Below are 13633 nucleotides of genomic sequence, written 5' to 3'. Positions count from 1 at the left end.
CAACTAAATGACAGTCGCCATTTAAGACACTGCCTCAACCATTTTCACAGCCGCTTCCATATCTACGTCCACAATGCGTGAAACACCTGATTCCTGCATAGTAACACCGATTAATTGCTGCGCCATTTCCATCGTAATTTTATTATGACTCACATATAAAAACTGTGTTTTCTCAGACATTTTTTGCACCATGGCACAAAATCTCTCAGTATTACTGTCATCCAACGGCGCATCCACTTCATCCATTAAACAAAATGGTGCTGGATTAAGCCTAAATAAAGCAAAAACCAAGGCTAGCGCAGTTAGCGCTTTTTCACCACCTGACAACAAATGAATCGTACTGTTCTTTTTACCCGGCGGTTGGGCAAACACCTGCATACCTGTATCTAAAATCTCATCGCCTAACATCTCTAACTTAGCCTGTCCGCCACCAAACAAGGTGGTAAACAACTCATTAAAATGTTTATTGGCTTCATCAAATGTGTGCTGCAAACGGCTACGCGTTTCACGGTCAATTTTATAGATTGCATCCTCTAGGGTTCTGCTTGCCTCATTCAAGTCTTGGCATTGGCTGTCAATATACTGCTTGCGCGACTGCTCAGAGGCTAACTCTTCTATAGCAGCTAAGTTCACGGCCCCCAGAGCTTCAATGTCTGACATGAGCTTAGTCTTCTTCCTTTCAAGGTCCGTCACTTTAAGTTCTGCGCCAGCACCTTGCTTAAAGTGGCTTTCAAGCACAGCCTCTTCAATATTGGATGCTTCAAGCCCAGCCTGGCATTGCTCAAAATGAATACGCGCTTCTTGCTCACTTAAACGGCTAGCTTCTAACTTATCACGCAAGGGATGCAATTGCTGCTCTTGCTGTAAACGTTCGCGCTCCTGCTGCTGCAAAATAGTTTCGTTATCACTCAACGCATTACGCAAGTTCACTAACGACAATTCACGATGCTGCTTAGTGTTTAACGCTGCCTCCAGATTGGCTCTTAAAGTATCCATTTTAGTGGCGGCCAAGGTTGTATCAACCTCGGAACACCGCAACCTCAGCGAAGCGTTCTCTTCTTGTATAGATTTAACTTTTGATTCTAATTCATTGATATTGTTTGCGATTAGTTTTACATTAAAACTTTTTTCTTGATGAATACGCTCAGCCACCTGCAGTTGTGACCTAGCCTCGTTTAATAGCTGTTCGGCAGACTGTTTCTTTGATTCCAGCGACAGCTTTTCATGCTGCAGCACTGTAAGGCTTTCTGTGATTGTATTGAGTAAGGCCTGCTTTTGTGCACTTTCCATTTGTAGCTTATGCAGTTTCTCTTCAGCAAGATGACAATCTGCTTGCAACACAGCTTGCCGCTGTATTACATTTGCCTGCTGCTGTTTAAGTTGCTGCAAATGCAAATTCAACTGATGCGCCTGCTGTGTAACATGCTTCAGTTGTTGCTGATGGGTATGCTGTGTAGCACGCAACTGTTGCATATCGTGTTCTAGCTGTAACAGCTGCTCATTTTGTAGTTTTAGCTGCGCTTGTGCTTCGGGCAGTTGGCTCTGCAAGGCAACCAGGCGTGCTTGGCGCTCCAGCACGCCATGCAGCCCAGACTGTTCCCCAAAGTAAGTCACACTTTGCTGTGTATAAATATCCCCGTGTTGATTCACCAAACATTCGCCACGCTGTAATAAGCCAACAGCCTGTGCAACATCAGCATCACTATCTAATACATACACACCTGCTAGCCAGTCTTGCAATACCGCCTGATAGCTAGGCCCCACATGCTCAACTAACGACAACATGGTGACATAGGGACGATCTTTATCGCTAGCAACATGACCTGCGACAGAGGCAGCAGCCAAAGTTACAGCAACCGGAGGCCTATCTGCCATACCAACTTCAATCAACGATTGATCACATGCAATCGCATTAAGTTTTGCGCCAAGAAAAGCCTCAAAAGCTGACTCCCAACCAGACTTAATACGAACCAACTGCCACAGCCTTACATTTTGCTCCTGCTGGTGATTTAAACCCACGCCAGTTAACCACGCACTTAATGCAGACGTATCATCCACCTTGCGCATAGACTGCTGCAGCTTAGCTAATGAGTTAATTTCAGCCTCTAGTACATGTAGCGTACGTTGATGCTGATGTACAGAATCTCTATGGTTTTTAATTTCCACATGCAAAGCCTGCTCCTGCTGAGCAGCCTGAGTGCTTTGCTGTTCCAGTTCAGCAACATGCAAGTTCAATGCATTAAGTTCAGCCTGCTGCTCAGCAATCAGGCTATCTTCTGGCATCTGCAATGAAGCATAGCTTTGCTGCAAACGCTTAAGCTGCTCATTAGTTTCTGCAATTGAGCGAGACAAATGTGTCATATTTGTCTGCTCTAAGCGTAAGCGCTGCTCTGTATTTAGCCAAACCGATTGGCTGGCATTAAAAGTTGCTAGCGCTGTCTGATAAGCCTGCAATTGCAATGGCACAGCCGCACGCGCAACATTCACACTCTCCTCGGCATGCATACAATCGGCACTCGCCTGCGCAAGCTCTGCCTGTGCTAAACCATGTGCGCTCTCAACTTGGCTGTGCTGTTGCGTGTTTTTCTCCAATTGCACAGATAGCTGATGCAACTGTATCTGAAGGCGCTCACGCGCGTCTGCGGTGTTTTTTACCTGATTCTCAAGGTTAGACACCTCTGCATTGGCTTCGTAATAGGCAGCCTGCGCCACGTTAACCGCCTCGCTCGAGGCAACATGCTGCTGCCTGAGCGTTTCAAGCGTATTTTCACTATGCCGCAAGCTCGCCATTTGCGCTTCCAGCTCATTGACCAGCTGCTCAACAGCGCGTTGTGACTTTTCCCACTGTGCACTTGCATCACGCTTTTTTAATAACCAAATCTGTGCCTTGGTGATATTTAAAGCTTGCTGCATTTGATTGTACTGCGCGGCTACGGCGGCCTGTGATTGCAAGCGCACGATTTGCGTATCCAACTCACTCAGAATATCCTCTACGCGCAACAGATTTTCACGTGTATCACGTAAGCGCTGCTCAGTTTCTTTGCGCCGCTCTTTATACTTACTAACCCCAGCAGCCTCTTCAAGGAACACGCGCATCTCTTCAGGGCGCGCCTCCACAATACGGCTGATGGTATTTTGGCCGATAATCGCATAGGCTCTGCCGCCTAAACCCGTGCCCAAAAACAAATCTGCTACGTCACGACGACGCACCACACTATTATTAATGTAGTAAGTAGACCCCTTATCACGCTCAATCACCCGTTTTACCGAGATTTCCGCATACTGAGACCACTCACCCGCCGCACTGCCCAAGCTATTATCAAACACCAACTCCACACTGGCTCTAGATATAGGCTTGCGGTTACCTGAGCCATTAAAGATGACAGCATCCATGGCATCTGCACGCATTTCTTTGGCAGATGACTCCCCCAAAACCCAGCGCACAGACTCCATGACATTGGATTTACCGCAACCATTAGGGCCAACCACACCTACACGTTGCCCGTGGATATGCAGCGTTGTCGGGTCAACAAATGATTTGAAACCTGAGAGTTTGAGATGGGTTAAACGCAAAATGAACTTTTACTAAATAGGTTTGGATTAGGTTTTGATTAGATTTGGCTTTAGGGCGTTATAATAACGTTTTTTAAGCCAAAAGCTCTACTATCTATCATGACCGATCTATCACTAGGTGCAAAACCAACCGCACAGCCCTCTAAAACTTTAGAGACATTTGAAAGCCCAATAACTACACGTGACTTTCATATCCACATGGAAATCCCAGAGTTCACATGCCTATGCCCTAAAACTGGCCAGCCTGATTTTGCTGTGATTTATTTAGATTACATTCCTGATCTGTTATGTGTAGAGCTTAAAAGCCTAAAACTTTACATGTGGTCATTCCGCGACGAAGGCTGCTTCCATGAAGCCGTGACTAATCGCATATTGGATGATTTAGTTGCAGCGACACAGCCTAAATTTATGCGCGTAACTGCTAAGTTTTATGTCAGGGGTGGCGTATTTACCAACGTGATTGCCGAGCATCGCAAAGCAGGCTGGCAGCCACAACCCCGTGTTGAATTAACACAATTTGAAAGCCAATCTAACATCCGCGGCTAAGCACAAATATCAATAGAGATGGCGGCGGCTTGATTAGCGTGGAAATTCTTTTAGAATTTACACAAATTAGAAGGAAAGTGATTGACAAGCCCCGCGCCCATCTTTATTATGGCGCCTCGCTAACATTGCAACAGCTTAGAACAATATGTTGTAGGTTTTGGGGGTATAGCTCAGCTGGGAGAGCGCTTGCATGGCATGCAAGAGGTCAGCGGTTCGATCCCGCTTACCTCCACCAAAAAGACTTACAAATCACTTCGGTTTATAAGCAAATTGTTGTAAAATACTGCACTTGTTAGTTTAGCGGTAAATTCTTAGGTCCCCATCGTCTAGAGGCCTAGGACACCTCCCTTTCACGGAGGCGACCGGGGTTCGAATCCCCGTGGGGACGCCAAAAGTTTTAATTAGCTCTTGGCAAATTTAAAGCAGAGCATTAGTTTCAAATAGTAGTAAATTCTTAGGTCCCCATCGTCTAGAGGCCTAGGACACCTCCCTTTCACGGAGGCGACCGGGGTTCGAATCCCCGTGGGGACGCCAATAAGTTGGCAGTATCAAACACAACAGATTCAATAAACGTAACCAGCACATGTTAATAATGTTCTGGTTTTTTCGTTTTTAACGCCCTCTACCACTCTGGCCAGAACTATCTTTTAAAGCAACTAGTTTAATAGCCACTCCAAAATCCTTAATTTACGCCTGAGTAACTGCTTTAAACAAGAAGCCGCCAGTCAACACCCTGAGTTCAATATTTAGCATCTGGCACATAAGCAAAAAACCATCCCTCATAGGCTGGTTGATTTTCAAAATGTCGATAAGCTGGCCTGAAATTTTTAGTTTTGAATGGCCTTAATGGCGATTTACTGTAAACACCCAGCACACCGCCACTAGGTGCCTGCAATATGCCCCAATCTGGCAACTGTGTAATAGGGTCCGCATAAATTTTTCTTAAATAACGCCGCGGCACAGGGAATCGGTCATCTTTTAACAGCGCCTCTAAATTTGGCGGGTACTGTTTAACTACGCCTGGCGTTTGGTTGTAATAACTACCGATTGCTTTCCTGATGGTATCCCCTACTTTAAGTAACTCCTGCTCCCTTTCACGCTTTCTGGCTTCACTCCATTTAACCCCAGCTGCAGCCAACACCAAACCTGCAATCATAACAAGTACGAGCAAACCAATTAAAATAAAACCACTCTGTTGTTTATTACCAGTCTGCATAATTAGTACCGTCAGAGGCAACCATATCAGCCCCACTGTGAATATCGTAAATGGCGCCTTTGGCTTCGACATCAAGCGGCGGTGAAAAGACCCAAGTCACGATGCTTTGAGTAATAGGGTCTTCAGGTACAGACCGTAAATACTTGTACTGCACTAGCTCTTCCAGCGTTTCCGGGTAAGTATTTTTGTCGCTATAAAATTTATCGATGGCGTCTCGCATGATGATAAGGTCATGTTTTAAAATAGTTTCTTTGGACCGATCAATCGAATTAAAATATCTAGGGGTGACCAAGCTTAGCAACGTAGCGATAATCGCTAGCACTACTAATATTTCTATCAGTGTAAATCCTTGGTTATTATCTTTCACGCGCATCACCACTCACTATAAGGTTGTTGATTAATGCCAATTTCATTAGAAAGTGAATGCACATCATAAACATCATCGCCTGCCTCCGGTGCTTGGAATGAGCTGGTATAGCTACGCTTACCCCATGTTTCGTCTGCGCTCACCGATGTATCAGTTGCAAATGGGTCGCGAGGTATATTACGCATAAAGTAAATCTTACGTTTTTTTGGATCTTGGGTATTTTCCACCCCTGCAACTAAGGCTTTGAGCGATGGTGGATAGCCTGATTGATCAATAGACTTTTTAATCAGGCCATCATCTACAGCTTGTTTGTAGTGATCAATAGCATCACGGATTTGCCATAGCGCTTTTTTTAGCTCCTGCTCCTTAGTACGCTTGGCTGATAGCTGCATCATTGGCGCAGCAGAACTCACCAGTAATGCAAGCAGTACTAGAGATACCAGCAACTCAATCAGCGTGAAGCCTTTGTGCTTTATAAATAACTTAGTCATAAGCAGTTATCTCACAGCATTAGCGCCACCATTTGATGCGCCATTTTCTTCCGCGGCTGGCTGCAACAATTGGCTAGCAAAGTTCTGGTCAACCTGTGCCCTACCAGCCTGAATGGATTGCGGTGTTGGAACTGGTGCAGATTGAGACTCTGCTGCCACGACAGCCGGCTCTGCGACTCTCGCACCTTTGTTACTTGCCGCATGATTCACACCAGATGGGAACATGGTGTACACCGCATTGGCAGGCGCAATGTTATGCAAGATACGCGGCGTAATCAGCAGCACAATTTCATTCTTACGCTTGTCATTATTCTTATCCGTAAACAGTCTGCCGATGAATGGCAGGCTTGATAACCCAGGGACTTTATTAGAAATATTCTGCCCGTCATCCCTAAATAAGCCAGCTAGGATTTGTGTCTCGCCATTTTTCAATTGCAAAGTGGTATTCGCATTACGGCTACCAATGGTATAAGCCAACACGCCTGTATCAGTTTTTACTTGGTCTGTAATATTGCTGACTTCCAGCCCGACTTTGATATTGACTTGGTCTTGTAACAGAATCGTAGGCTCTACATCCAACTTGATACCTACTTCAAGGTAGTTAACCGTTTGTGAAACAAAACCTGTGGAGTTCGCTACGCTAGTAAATACCGGTATTTTGTCACCTACGTGAATTTTGGCTTTTTCACGATTTTTGACGCGGATTTGCGGGTTAGCCAAAAGATTAGTATCAGTATCCTGATGTAGCAGATTTAACGCCAACACAGGGTCACTAATCGTAAAAACACCTAGCCCGGAATTGAAATTTTTAAGCTCAGCCAATGACAATCGGCTAGGAGTGTTAGTCGTTACGCCATTACTACTTGTTTTGCCTTGCACACCAACGCTTACTTGCGAAGGGTAGCGTACACCGATGTTCTCCAAGCTTCTACGATTAATTTCCATCACTTCTACTTCTAGCATCACCTCAGGCTCAATCAGGTCTTGCGAGGCAATCAGCTTTTCTGCGATTTGTATCGCTTCAGCATTGTCTCGCATGACTAAAGTATTAAGCTTCTCATCTATGTAAACATCTTTAGATTTGAGCACGGTTTTAATCAAGTTCATGGCGCGCTTGGCATCAATGCTATTCAAATAAAAGCTTCGCACATACAGCTCTTGATACTCTTGGCTACGGCTCACGGGATAAATCAGTAAGGTATTGTCATTCAATACTTTTTTTGCGAGCTGATTGGTCGTCAGAATAACCTGTATCGCGTCTTCAATTGTAGTATCACGTACAAAGATACTGGTGCGTTGATTATCTCGTAGCTCTTGATCATAAGAAAAATTGATATTGGCAGCCTTACCGATAAACTCAAAAATAGACTTCACAGAAACATTTTTAAATTCCAATGTAATGGGCTTTTTAAACGCAGACTGAATCTGCGGAATTGCCGTTATTTTCCCTATACGCTTACTCTCCATGCTCTCAAACAATAAGCGTGCACCTTCATGCTTGCTATCTTCTGCAAGGATGGCTCTAGTGAGGTTCTGGGCCGAGTCAACATCATCTTTATCAAAATAACTTTGCGCATTTGCCAGCATCATGTCATGGTTCTGTGCCAAGCCTAGCTTTAAAGACCCTTCTTGCGCCCTTTGGTTATTAGGGTCCAGCATCAACACTTTTTTGTAGTTTGACTCGGCATCGGCAAACAAACCTTGCTGGGCTTGGTTATCTGCCAGCTTTAATAAGGTGGATAGTTGCAACTCTTGCTGCATTTTCAACATGCTGCGGTATTGAGGGTTATCTGGATACAGGCTAACCAATTGCTTTAATTTTGCTACACCAGTATCTACATCGCCGCTATTGATCAACTGCTTAGCAGATTCATATGCTTGATTATCGTCAGCTGGTTTACCCTTAAGGTGATTAAGCCCTGTACAACTGGTTGCAAAGGTCATTACTAAAAAATAGGCCGTCAGTTTTTTTATACTCATATGCAATCTTTGCGCTGTGATTAACTTAATAAAAGTCTGGGAAAGTGATAATTTCAACTTACTGCTCCAATTTGCATCTGCATCTCAATATTTAAAGGAATATATTTAATTGTCATTAACGGTGGCGTAATGGCTTTAATTTCCCAACTACCCTCAAGCACATCACCCACTTTTACTGAATAATTATTAGCTCCATCCATCAGAAAGACCACGATTTCACCGTCATCAATCAACTTCCCAGCAAACTTAAATGGATTATCTGGCGGCGGCTCTATTTCTTGTTCTACCGACTGCTGGTTTAAATCAGCTTGAGAGACAAACATCGTAAATATGTTTTCAGGTTCATCCACTATCTGCGGCCTGCTAAACGCTGCGCTGTCCGTATTAACCGGCAATAAGTTATTGGAATATAGCTGTGTACCCTGTTTAGCTAGAGTTTCTTTGCGAGGCTTGGCTGTAACCTCCAACTCATCGTCAGCAGGCTCGTCTTGAGCCTCTACCAAATAACAAGCAATCACCGTCAACACTAAAACCAACCAAACTGCGTATTTATTCACCATGACCATCAATCTATTCGTGCCTTTTTCGTAAATACATAGTGAATTGGATATTGGCTTCAATTAAATCCGAGCCAATATTCTCTCGTTTCATGCTGATATCATTAAGTGCCACTGTAGGTAAGCTATTCAGCACTGTATTGATGAATTGGCGAATCTGCACATAACCGCCCTGTACCGGAAGCCTAATTTGGTTCTTGATTAAGGTAGCGGAGAGAGATTGAGAGGAGTATTCAACTTTGTTGGTGGCAATACCTGCATTAGTTGCAGCATGTAATATTTCAGCAACCTTGTTATTAGCTTCACTTTCTTGAGGCAACAACGCATAAAACCTCTGCTCAATATCAAACTGATTGTCAGCTTTAATTTCGAGCTTGTTGATATTAGGGTTGGTTTTAAGCTCATTAATATCAGCCGTTAGCGTCTTTAGCTTACTAATTTGAGGACGTACTAACACAAGCGTTAATAACAAGCTAACCAGCAATAGCAACAAACCTAGCCAACCCGGCCAACCAAGCTGCCGTAATTTATATTGCAGCAACTCACGAGATAAAAATCTTGTATTTACCATGCTGTCTCCACCACAAAATGTACTGCTGACTGGCCGTTAACTTCAGCCGACTCTTGCGAAACTAAAGCTACATTCTTAAGCATTTTTTGCTGTATTAAGCTATCCACATAAGCCATCATGCTATCTATATCCAAAGCCAAAGCAGATATGCGTAGCGTTTGTTTCTTTATATTAGGCTCCACGGCTAGTAGTTTCACAGCATCATTATTTGTCGCCTCCAGCATCTTAAATATAGCTGTCCACGGTAAAACTATCTCAGCGATTGCTGCATTGACAGCAGCAACATCATGAGTCTTTTGCGCGTTTTGATTGACATTAGCCTTAGGCAAATGACGCACAGACTTTGCACGACTAAGTGCATCGATGTTGGCTTCTAACTTACGTGTATCACTTAATAAAAATTGGTAATAATTAATTGTCAGGCCACTAACTAGCACACCTGCCACCAATAGTACCAACGCCGTTAAGTTGATTCTTTTTATTGACAAGGCATGATTCAAACTAATACTGCTCATACCGGCACCCAGTTTTTCAAACGCTTTTCAAGCTGTTGGTTGAGTAATTCAAAATGATGTAAGTTGATTTTGATATGACGGCTATCCGCTTTAAGCGCAGTGCTAGACCCGGGTGTTTTTCCATACCAAAATATTGGCAGCTGAGTATTGGCATTACTAATTACGGCCTCACGCTGAATAAGATCATCTACCTGTTTAGCAACATCTTCACCTGTTGCAATGCTTCTAATAAAACGCCACTCACTATTTTCTATTAAAGATACGCAAGCACGCCCAGATTCGATGACGACAAACCAAAAGTGCTTTTGATTTTTTTTCTTTTTAATATGCTGGAGCATCTGATTGCTAGCCAGCATCAAATGCGGATGTATTGCATTAACATCAATACCTTGCTGTTCAAATACCTGATGCAGTTCTTTGAGCAATGCAGCACATACACCACTGGCAATCGATGCCTGACCAAAATCTGGTTCACTCATACATAAATCCCAAGCCTTGGAAGGCTCGCCATATGCAATCTTGAAGCGGTGCTGCATGTACGCCTGACGCTCACTTTTAATAGAAAGCGCTATACTCCACGGAATCACTGTGTATTTAATCAAATGATTTGAAATGATCACTTTTGCATACGCACCACTTTTTGCAAGCTCTTGCCAATGCGAAGTCTGTAACACCTGTTGCAATGTTGATACAAGGCCATCCCACTGCGCTGTTTCATTGCCATTTGTTTCGGTTTTCTGCGGTAAATCAACAAACTGCTGGTGTACCAACGTTTGTTTAAAACCATTTTTAAAAGTTCTTTTTAAATGCAGTAGCAATATGCGCTGTGGATATATAAACACGCGCAGCTCATCTTTAAATAAAGTGTTAAACCAGCGATGTAACACGATTAATCTCCTCTAATGTCGTTTCACCCCGTTTTACCAGCTCTAGCGCTGCTTCACGCATAGTTAAAGTACCGTTGGCACGTGCTGCTTCTTTCACTTTACGCACTGGCTCTCTAGTAACAATTAGCTCTCTAATTTCATCGTTAAAACACAATAGTTCTGCAATGGCCTTACGCCCTTTGTAACCCGTGCCATGGCATTGGCCACAGCCCTGGCCTTTTCTAAAGTTAAAGCTCTTCGACTGCTCAGTAGTTAAGCCAGATTTATTGATGAGTGCCGCATCAGGCGTATCTGCAACGGTGCAATGCGGGCAGCTAATACGCACCAAACGCTGTGCCATAATGCCGTTGATAGCAGATACAAAGCTGTATGGGTCTACATTCATGTTGGTAAAGCGGCCAATCACATCAAACACGTTATTGGCATGCACGGTGGTCAGCACCAAATGCCCTGTGAGTGCTGATTGCACGGCGATTTGTGCTGTTTCCGAATCTCTAATCTCACCCACCATGATTTTGTCTGGGTCATGGCGCAAAATTGAGCGTAATCCTCTAGCAAAGGTCAGCCCTTTTTTCTCATTAACGGGGATTTGCAGCACACCTGGTAATTGATACTCAACCGGGTCTTCAATGGTGACAATCTTGTCTTGCCCATGATTGATTTCTGAAATAATGCCGTATAGCGTGGTAGTTTTGCCGCTACCGGTAGGGCCGGTAACTAACAACATGCCATAGGGTTCTTCCGCTAATAATCTGAAGCGCGCCATGATGGACTCTTCAAATCCCAAGGTTTCTAGGCTCAGCCCTTTAGTTTCATCACTCAATGCTTTACGGTCTAGAATACGTAGCACGGCATCTTCGCCAAACACGCTAGGCATAATAGATACACGCATATCTACCTCACGTGCTTTACCATCTCCACTGGTTACCAGCACTTTGAAGCGCCCATCTTGCGGAACCCTACGCTCTGCAATATCCAGCTCAGACATGACCTTAATGCGCGAAATAGCTTGCTCCGCCTGTGCTAAGCCCTGAATTCCACCCTCTTGACTCAGCACCCCATCAATACGGTATTTCACTTTTAACCCCGTTGGGTCTGTTTCCATATGTATATCACTAGCACCGGCTTTTAGTGCATCGTAAAGCGTGGAGCGCACAAACTTCACTACCGGGCTGGTATCTTCACTAATTGAACGTAGGGAAATATCTTCAATACCTTGATGCTCGGCGTGATGCTCAATTTGATTAGCATTTAATCCATCCATAGCACGCATGCTTTGCTCATGGTGGCTGAGATACGCTGTTAAATCCTTATGATGAGCAAGACTCCAAACCGCAACTTCCGCATAACCATATTTAGAGATGATTAAATCTATTTTTGGCTGTAAATGCGTGTCAAACGGGTTAGAAAATACCAGTTGCAATTGCCCGTCATCATTGCGTAGCGCTATACAGCCAAGCTTGCCAGCTTCAGCAAACGGCAGCAATGTAAAGTCTGGGTGTAATGAATAAAGCTGCAGTATGTTCAGCACTGGGTAGCGCATCATCTGCCCCAGCGCTAACACAAAATGATCTGCGCTTAAGCCGGATTCACTCTCAAGCACATCCAGCAAGTCTTGCTTGGTATTGTTAGCAATTAGTCTGGCTTGATTTAACAGTTCAAGCGTTAGCTTAGGCTCAATACCAGCGTCTTTATTAATGGCATGAATATCCAAGCCCATATTATCCAGTGGCATATTCATTGAATATTCCCCGCCAGCTCAAAAATAGGCATATACATCAGCACCACAACCAGCCCCACTACCAAACCAATCACTATCATCAACAATGGTTCCAAAAGCTTGGTCAACCACTCTACCTTTCTACCTATTTCTTCATCATAAAACGCACCGATGCGCTCCATCATTTCACCCATTTGCCCGGTACGTTCACCTACACGCAACATGCGGATAGAGATAGAGGTTGTCATACCATGTTGCTCCATGGCGGCCGACATGGGCTTACCCTCGCGCACATCAAAAGACACTTTATCTAAGCTAGCGCGCAGTAATGGCTGTAATAAAGAAGACACCATATGCATTGCCGTTACCAGCGGAATGCCGCCGCGCAACAACATGCCCAGTGTTCGGTAAAATCTAGCCAATTGGTAGATACGCATGGTTTCGCCAAGTGCAGGAATCTGCCAAACCTTTGCCATGATTGCGGCGCGAACAACTGGCCTGCTCAATATCAAACCCAGCATCACCACACTAGAAACAAAAGCTGCAAATACTTCGCCCCCATGCTCCTGCAGTAAGCGACCCCAGCTTAATAATAGCTGTGACATCCAAGGCAAATCTGTACCGGAACTTTCATAAATGGTGCTAAATTTTGGCACTACATACCCTAATAAAAACAGCACGACTAAGCCACCCACAATAATCAGCAGCACTGGGTAAATAGAGGCCGTGATGATTTTTTTACGCACTGCATCAATTTGAGTTTGGTAGGCCACATGTCTTGCCAGTGCTTGCACCATGTCACCAGTGCGCTCACTCGCCCGAATCAGGGCTATATATAGCGGAGTGAAAACTTGAGGTGCTCTTTCTAAAGCTGTAGATAAAGGCAAGCCTTCAAATAAAGCGTCCATTACTTGATTAAGTATCGCCTTAGATTCAGCCTGCTGTTCCTTTTCTGCTAAAGCCTCAATAGCCTCTACCAAACTTAACCCTGATTCCAGCAATGCTAATAACTCTTGGCAAAACAGCATCAAGTTAAATTTTGGCGATGATGACTTCATGGTGAACAAAACAATCCCCGCGTTTTTTACATTCAACACACTCAAGCCTTGAGACTCAGCTATAGCCCGTGCTTGCACAGCGTTGCTTGCTTCCAAAGCGAGCAATCTCACCTCTTCACCCTGGGCTACTTTTAACTCAAACTTCATATGAA

12 protein-coding genes and 3 tRNA genes are annotated in these 13633 nt (G+C 44.2%); 4 read left to right on the top strand and 11 right to left on the bottom strand.

The window, feature by feature from the left end; genetic code table 11:
• Nucleotides 1-21: 21 nt before the first annotated feature.
• A complete protein-coding gene (smc, locus tag VGD82_RS03715) occupies nucleotides 22-3573 on the bottom strand; it encodes a chromosome segregation protein SMC (protein WP_331019111.1) in 3552 nt (1183 codons plus the stop codon).
• Between the two features lie 99 nt (nucleotides 3574-3672).
• Between smc and queF the strand changes: the two genes are divergently transcribed.
• The 4 genes from queF (at nucleotide 3673) to VGD82_RS03695 (ending at nucleotide 4653) form a co-directional block, all read left to right on the top strand.
• Nucleotides 3673-4119 (top strand): preQ(1) synthase, encoded by a 447-nt coding sequence (gene queF, locus VGD82_RS03710; RefSeq protein WP_331019110.1) that lies wholly within the window; start codon nucleotides 3673-3675, stop codon nucleotides 4117-4119.
• A gap of 159 nt (nucleotides 4120-4278) precedes the next feature.
• Nucleotides 4279-4354 (top strand) — tRNA-Ala (locus tag VGD82_RS03705).
• Nucleotides 4355-4434: 80 nt separating this feature from the next.
• Nucleotides 4435-4510: transfer RNA gene (locus tag VGD82_RS03700), tRNA-Glu, on the top strand.
• 67 nt (nucleotides 4511-4577) lie between these two features.
• Nucleotides 4578-4653, top strand: a tRNA-Glu gene (locus VGD82_RS03695).
• Nucleotides 4654-4858: 205 nt separating this feature from the next.
• Here the strand turns inward: VGD82_RS03695 and VGD82_RS03690 are convergent.
• Genes VGD82_RS03690 through VGD82_RS03645 form a run of 10 tightly spaced genes read right to left on the bottom strand, consistent with a single transcriptional unit; the run spans nucleotide 4859 to nucleotide 13628 of the window.
• Nucleotides 4859-5335: a type II secretion system protein gene (locus VGD82_RS03690; RefSeq protein ID WP_331019109.1), complete on the bottom strand. Its 477-nt coding sequence runs from the start codon at nucleotides 5333-5335 to the stop codon at nucleotides 4859-4861.
• The gene (locus tag VGD82_RS03685) at nucleotides 5322-5708 is read right to left on the bottom strand and encodes a type II secretion system protein (RefSeq protein ID WP_331019108.1); all 387 of its coding nucleotides are present in this window, start codon (nucleotides 5706-5708) and stop codon (nucleotides 5322-5324) included. The genes VGD82_RS03690 and VGD82_RS03685 overlap by 14 nt, the downstream gene beginning before the upstream one ends.
• Complete coding sequence (locus VGD82_RS03680) at nucleotides 5708-6193, bottom strand: type II secretion system protein (protein ID WP_331019107.1); 486 nt, start codon at nucleotides 6191-6193, stop codon at nucleotides 5708-5710. The genes VGD82_RS03685 and VGD82_RS03680 overlap by 1 nt, the downstream gene beginning before the upstream one ends.
• A gap of 6 nt (nucleotides 6194-6199) precedes the next feature.
• Nucleotides 6200-8173 (bottom strand): secretin and TonB N-terminal domain-containing protein, encoded by a 1974-nt coding sequence (locus VGD82_RS03675; RefSeq protein WP_331019106.1) that lies wholly within the window; start codon nucleotides 8171-8173, stop codon nucleotides 6200-6202.
• A 53-nt stretch (nucleotides 8174-8226) separates the two neighbouring features.
• On the bottom strand, nucleotides 8227-8733 hold the full coding sequence (locus VGD82_RS03670; RefSeq protein WP_331019105.1) for a hypothetical protein: 507 nt from the start codon (nucleotides 8731-8733) through the stop codon (nucleotides 8227-8229).
• A 10-nt stretch (nucleotides 8734-8743) separates the two neighbouring features.
• Nucleotides 8744-9301, bottom strand: coding sequence for a type 4a pilus biogenesis protein PilO (gene pilO / locus VGD82_RS03665; protein ID WP_331019104.1), 558 nt, complete (start codon nucleotides 9299-9301; stop codon nucleotides 8744-8746).
• Complete coding sequence (locus tag VGD82_RS03660) at nucleotides 9295-9816, bottom strand: PilN domain-containing protein (RefSeq protein WP_331019103.1); 522 nt, start codon at nucleotides 9814-9816, stop codon at nucleotides 9295-9297. The genes pilO and VGD82_RS03660 overlap by 7 nt, the downstream gene beginning before the upstream one ends.
• On the bottom strand, nucleotides 9813-10703 hold the full coding sequence (locus tag VGD82_RS03655; protein ID WP_331019102.1) for a hypothetical protein: 891 nt from the start codon (nucleotides 10701-10703) through the stop codon (nucleotides 9813-9815). Before VGD82_RS03655 ends, VGD82_RS03660 begins: the two co-directional genes overlap by 4 nt.
• Nucleotides 10684-12444, bottom strand: coding sequence for a GspE/PulE family protein (locus tag VGD82_RS03650; RefSeq protein WP_414684454.1), 1761 nt, complete (start codon nucleotides 12442-12444; stop codon nucleotides 10684-10686). Before VGD82_RS03650 ends, VGD82_RS03655 begins: the two co-directional genes overlap by 20 nt.
• Nucleotides 12441-13628 carry a type II secretion system F family protein gene (locus tag VGD82_RS03645; protein WP_331019101.1) on the bottom strand — a complete coding sequence of 396 codons (1188 nt, stop codon included), beginning with the start codon at nucleotides 13626-13628 and terminating at the stop codon, nucleotides 12441-12443. Before VGD82_RS03645 ends, VGD82_RS03650 begins: the two co-directional genes overlap by 4 nt.
• Between the last annotated feature and the right edge of the window lie 5 nt (nucleotides 13629-13633).

It is taken from the genome of Methylotenera sp., from assembly GCF_036401095.1.
In the GTDB taxonomy this organism is placed as follows: domain Bacteria; phylum Pseudomonadota; class Gammaproteobacteria; order Burkholderiales; family Methylophilaceae; genus Methylotenera.
The sequence above is the reverse complement of the archived record's forward strand: the minus strand, read 5'-3'. Positions and strand labels throughout refer to the sequence as shown.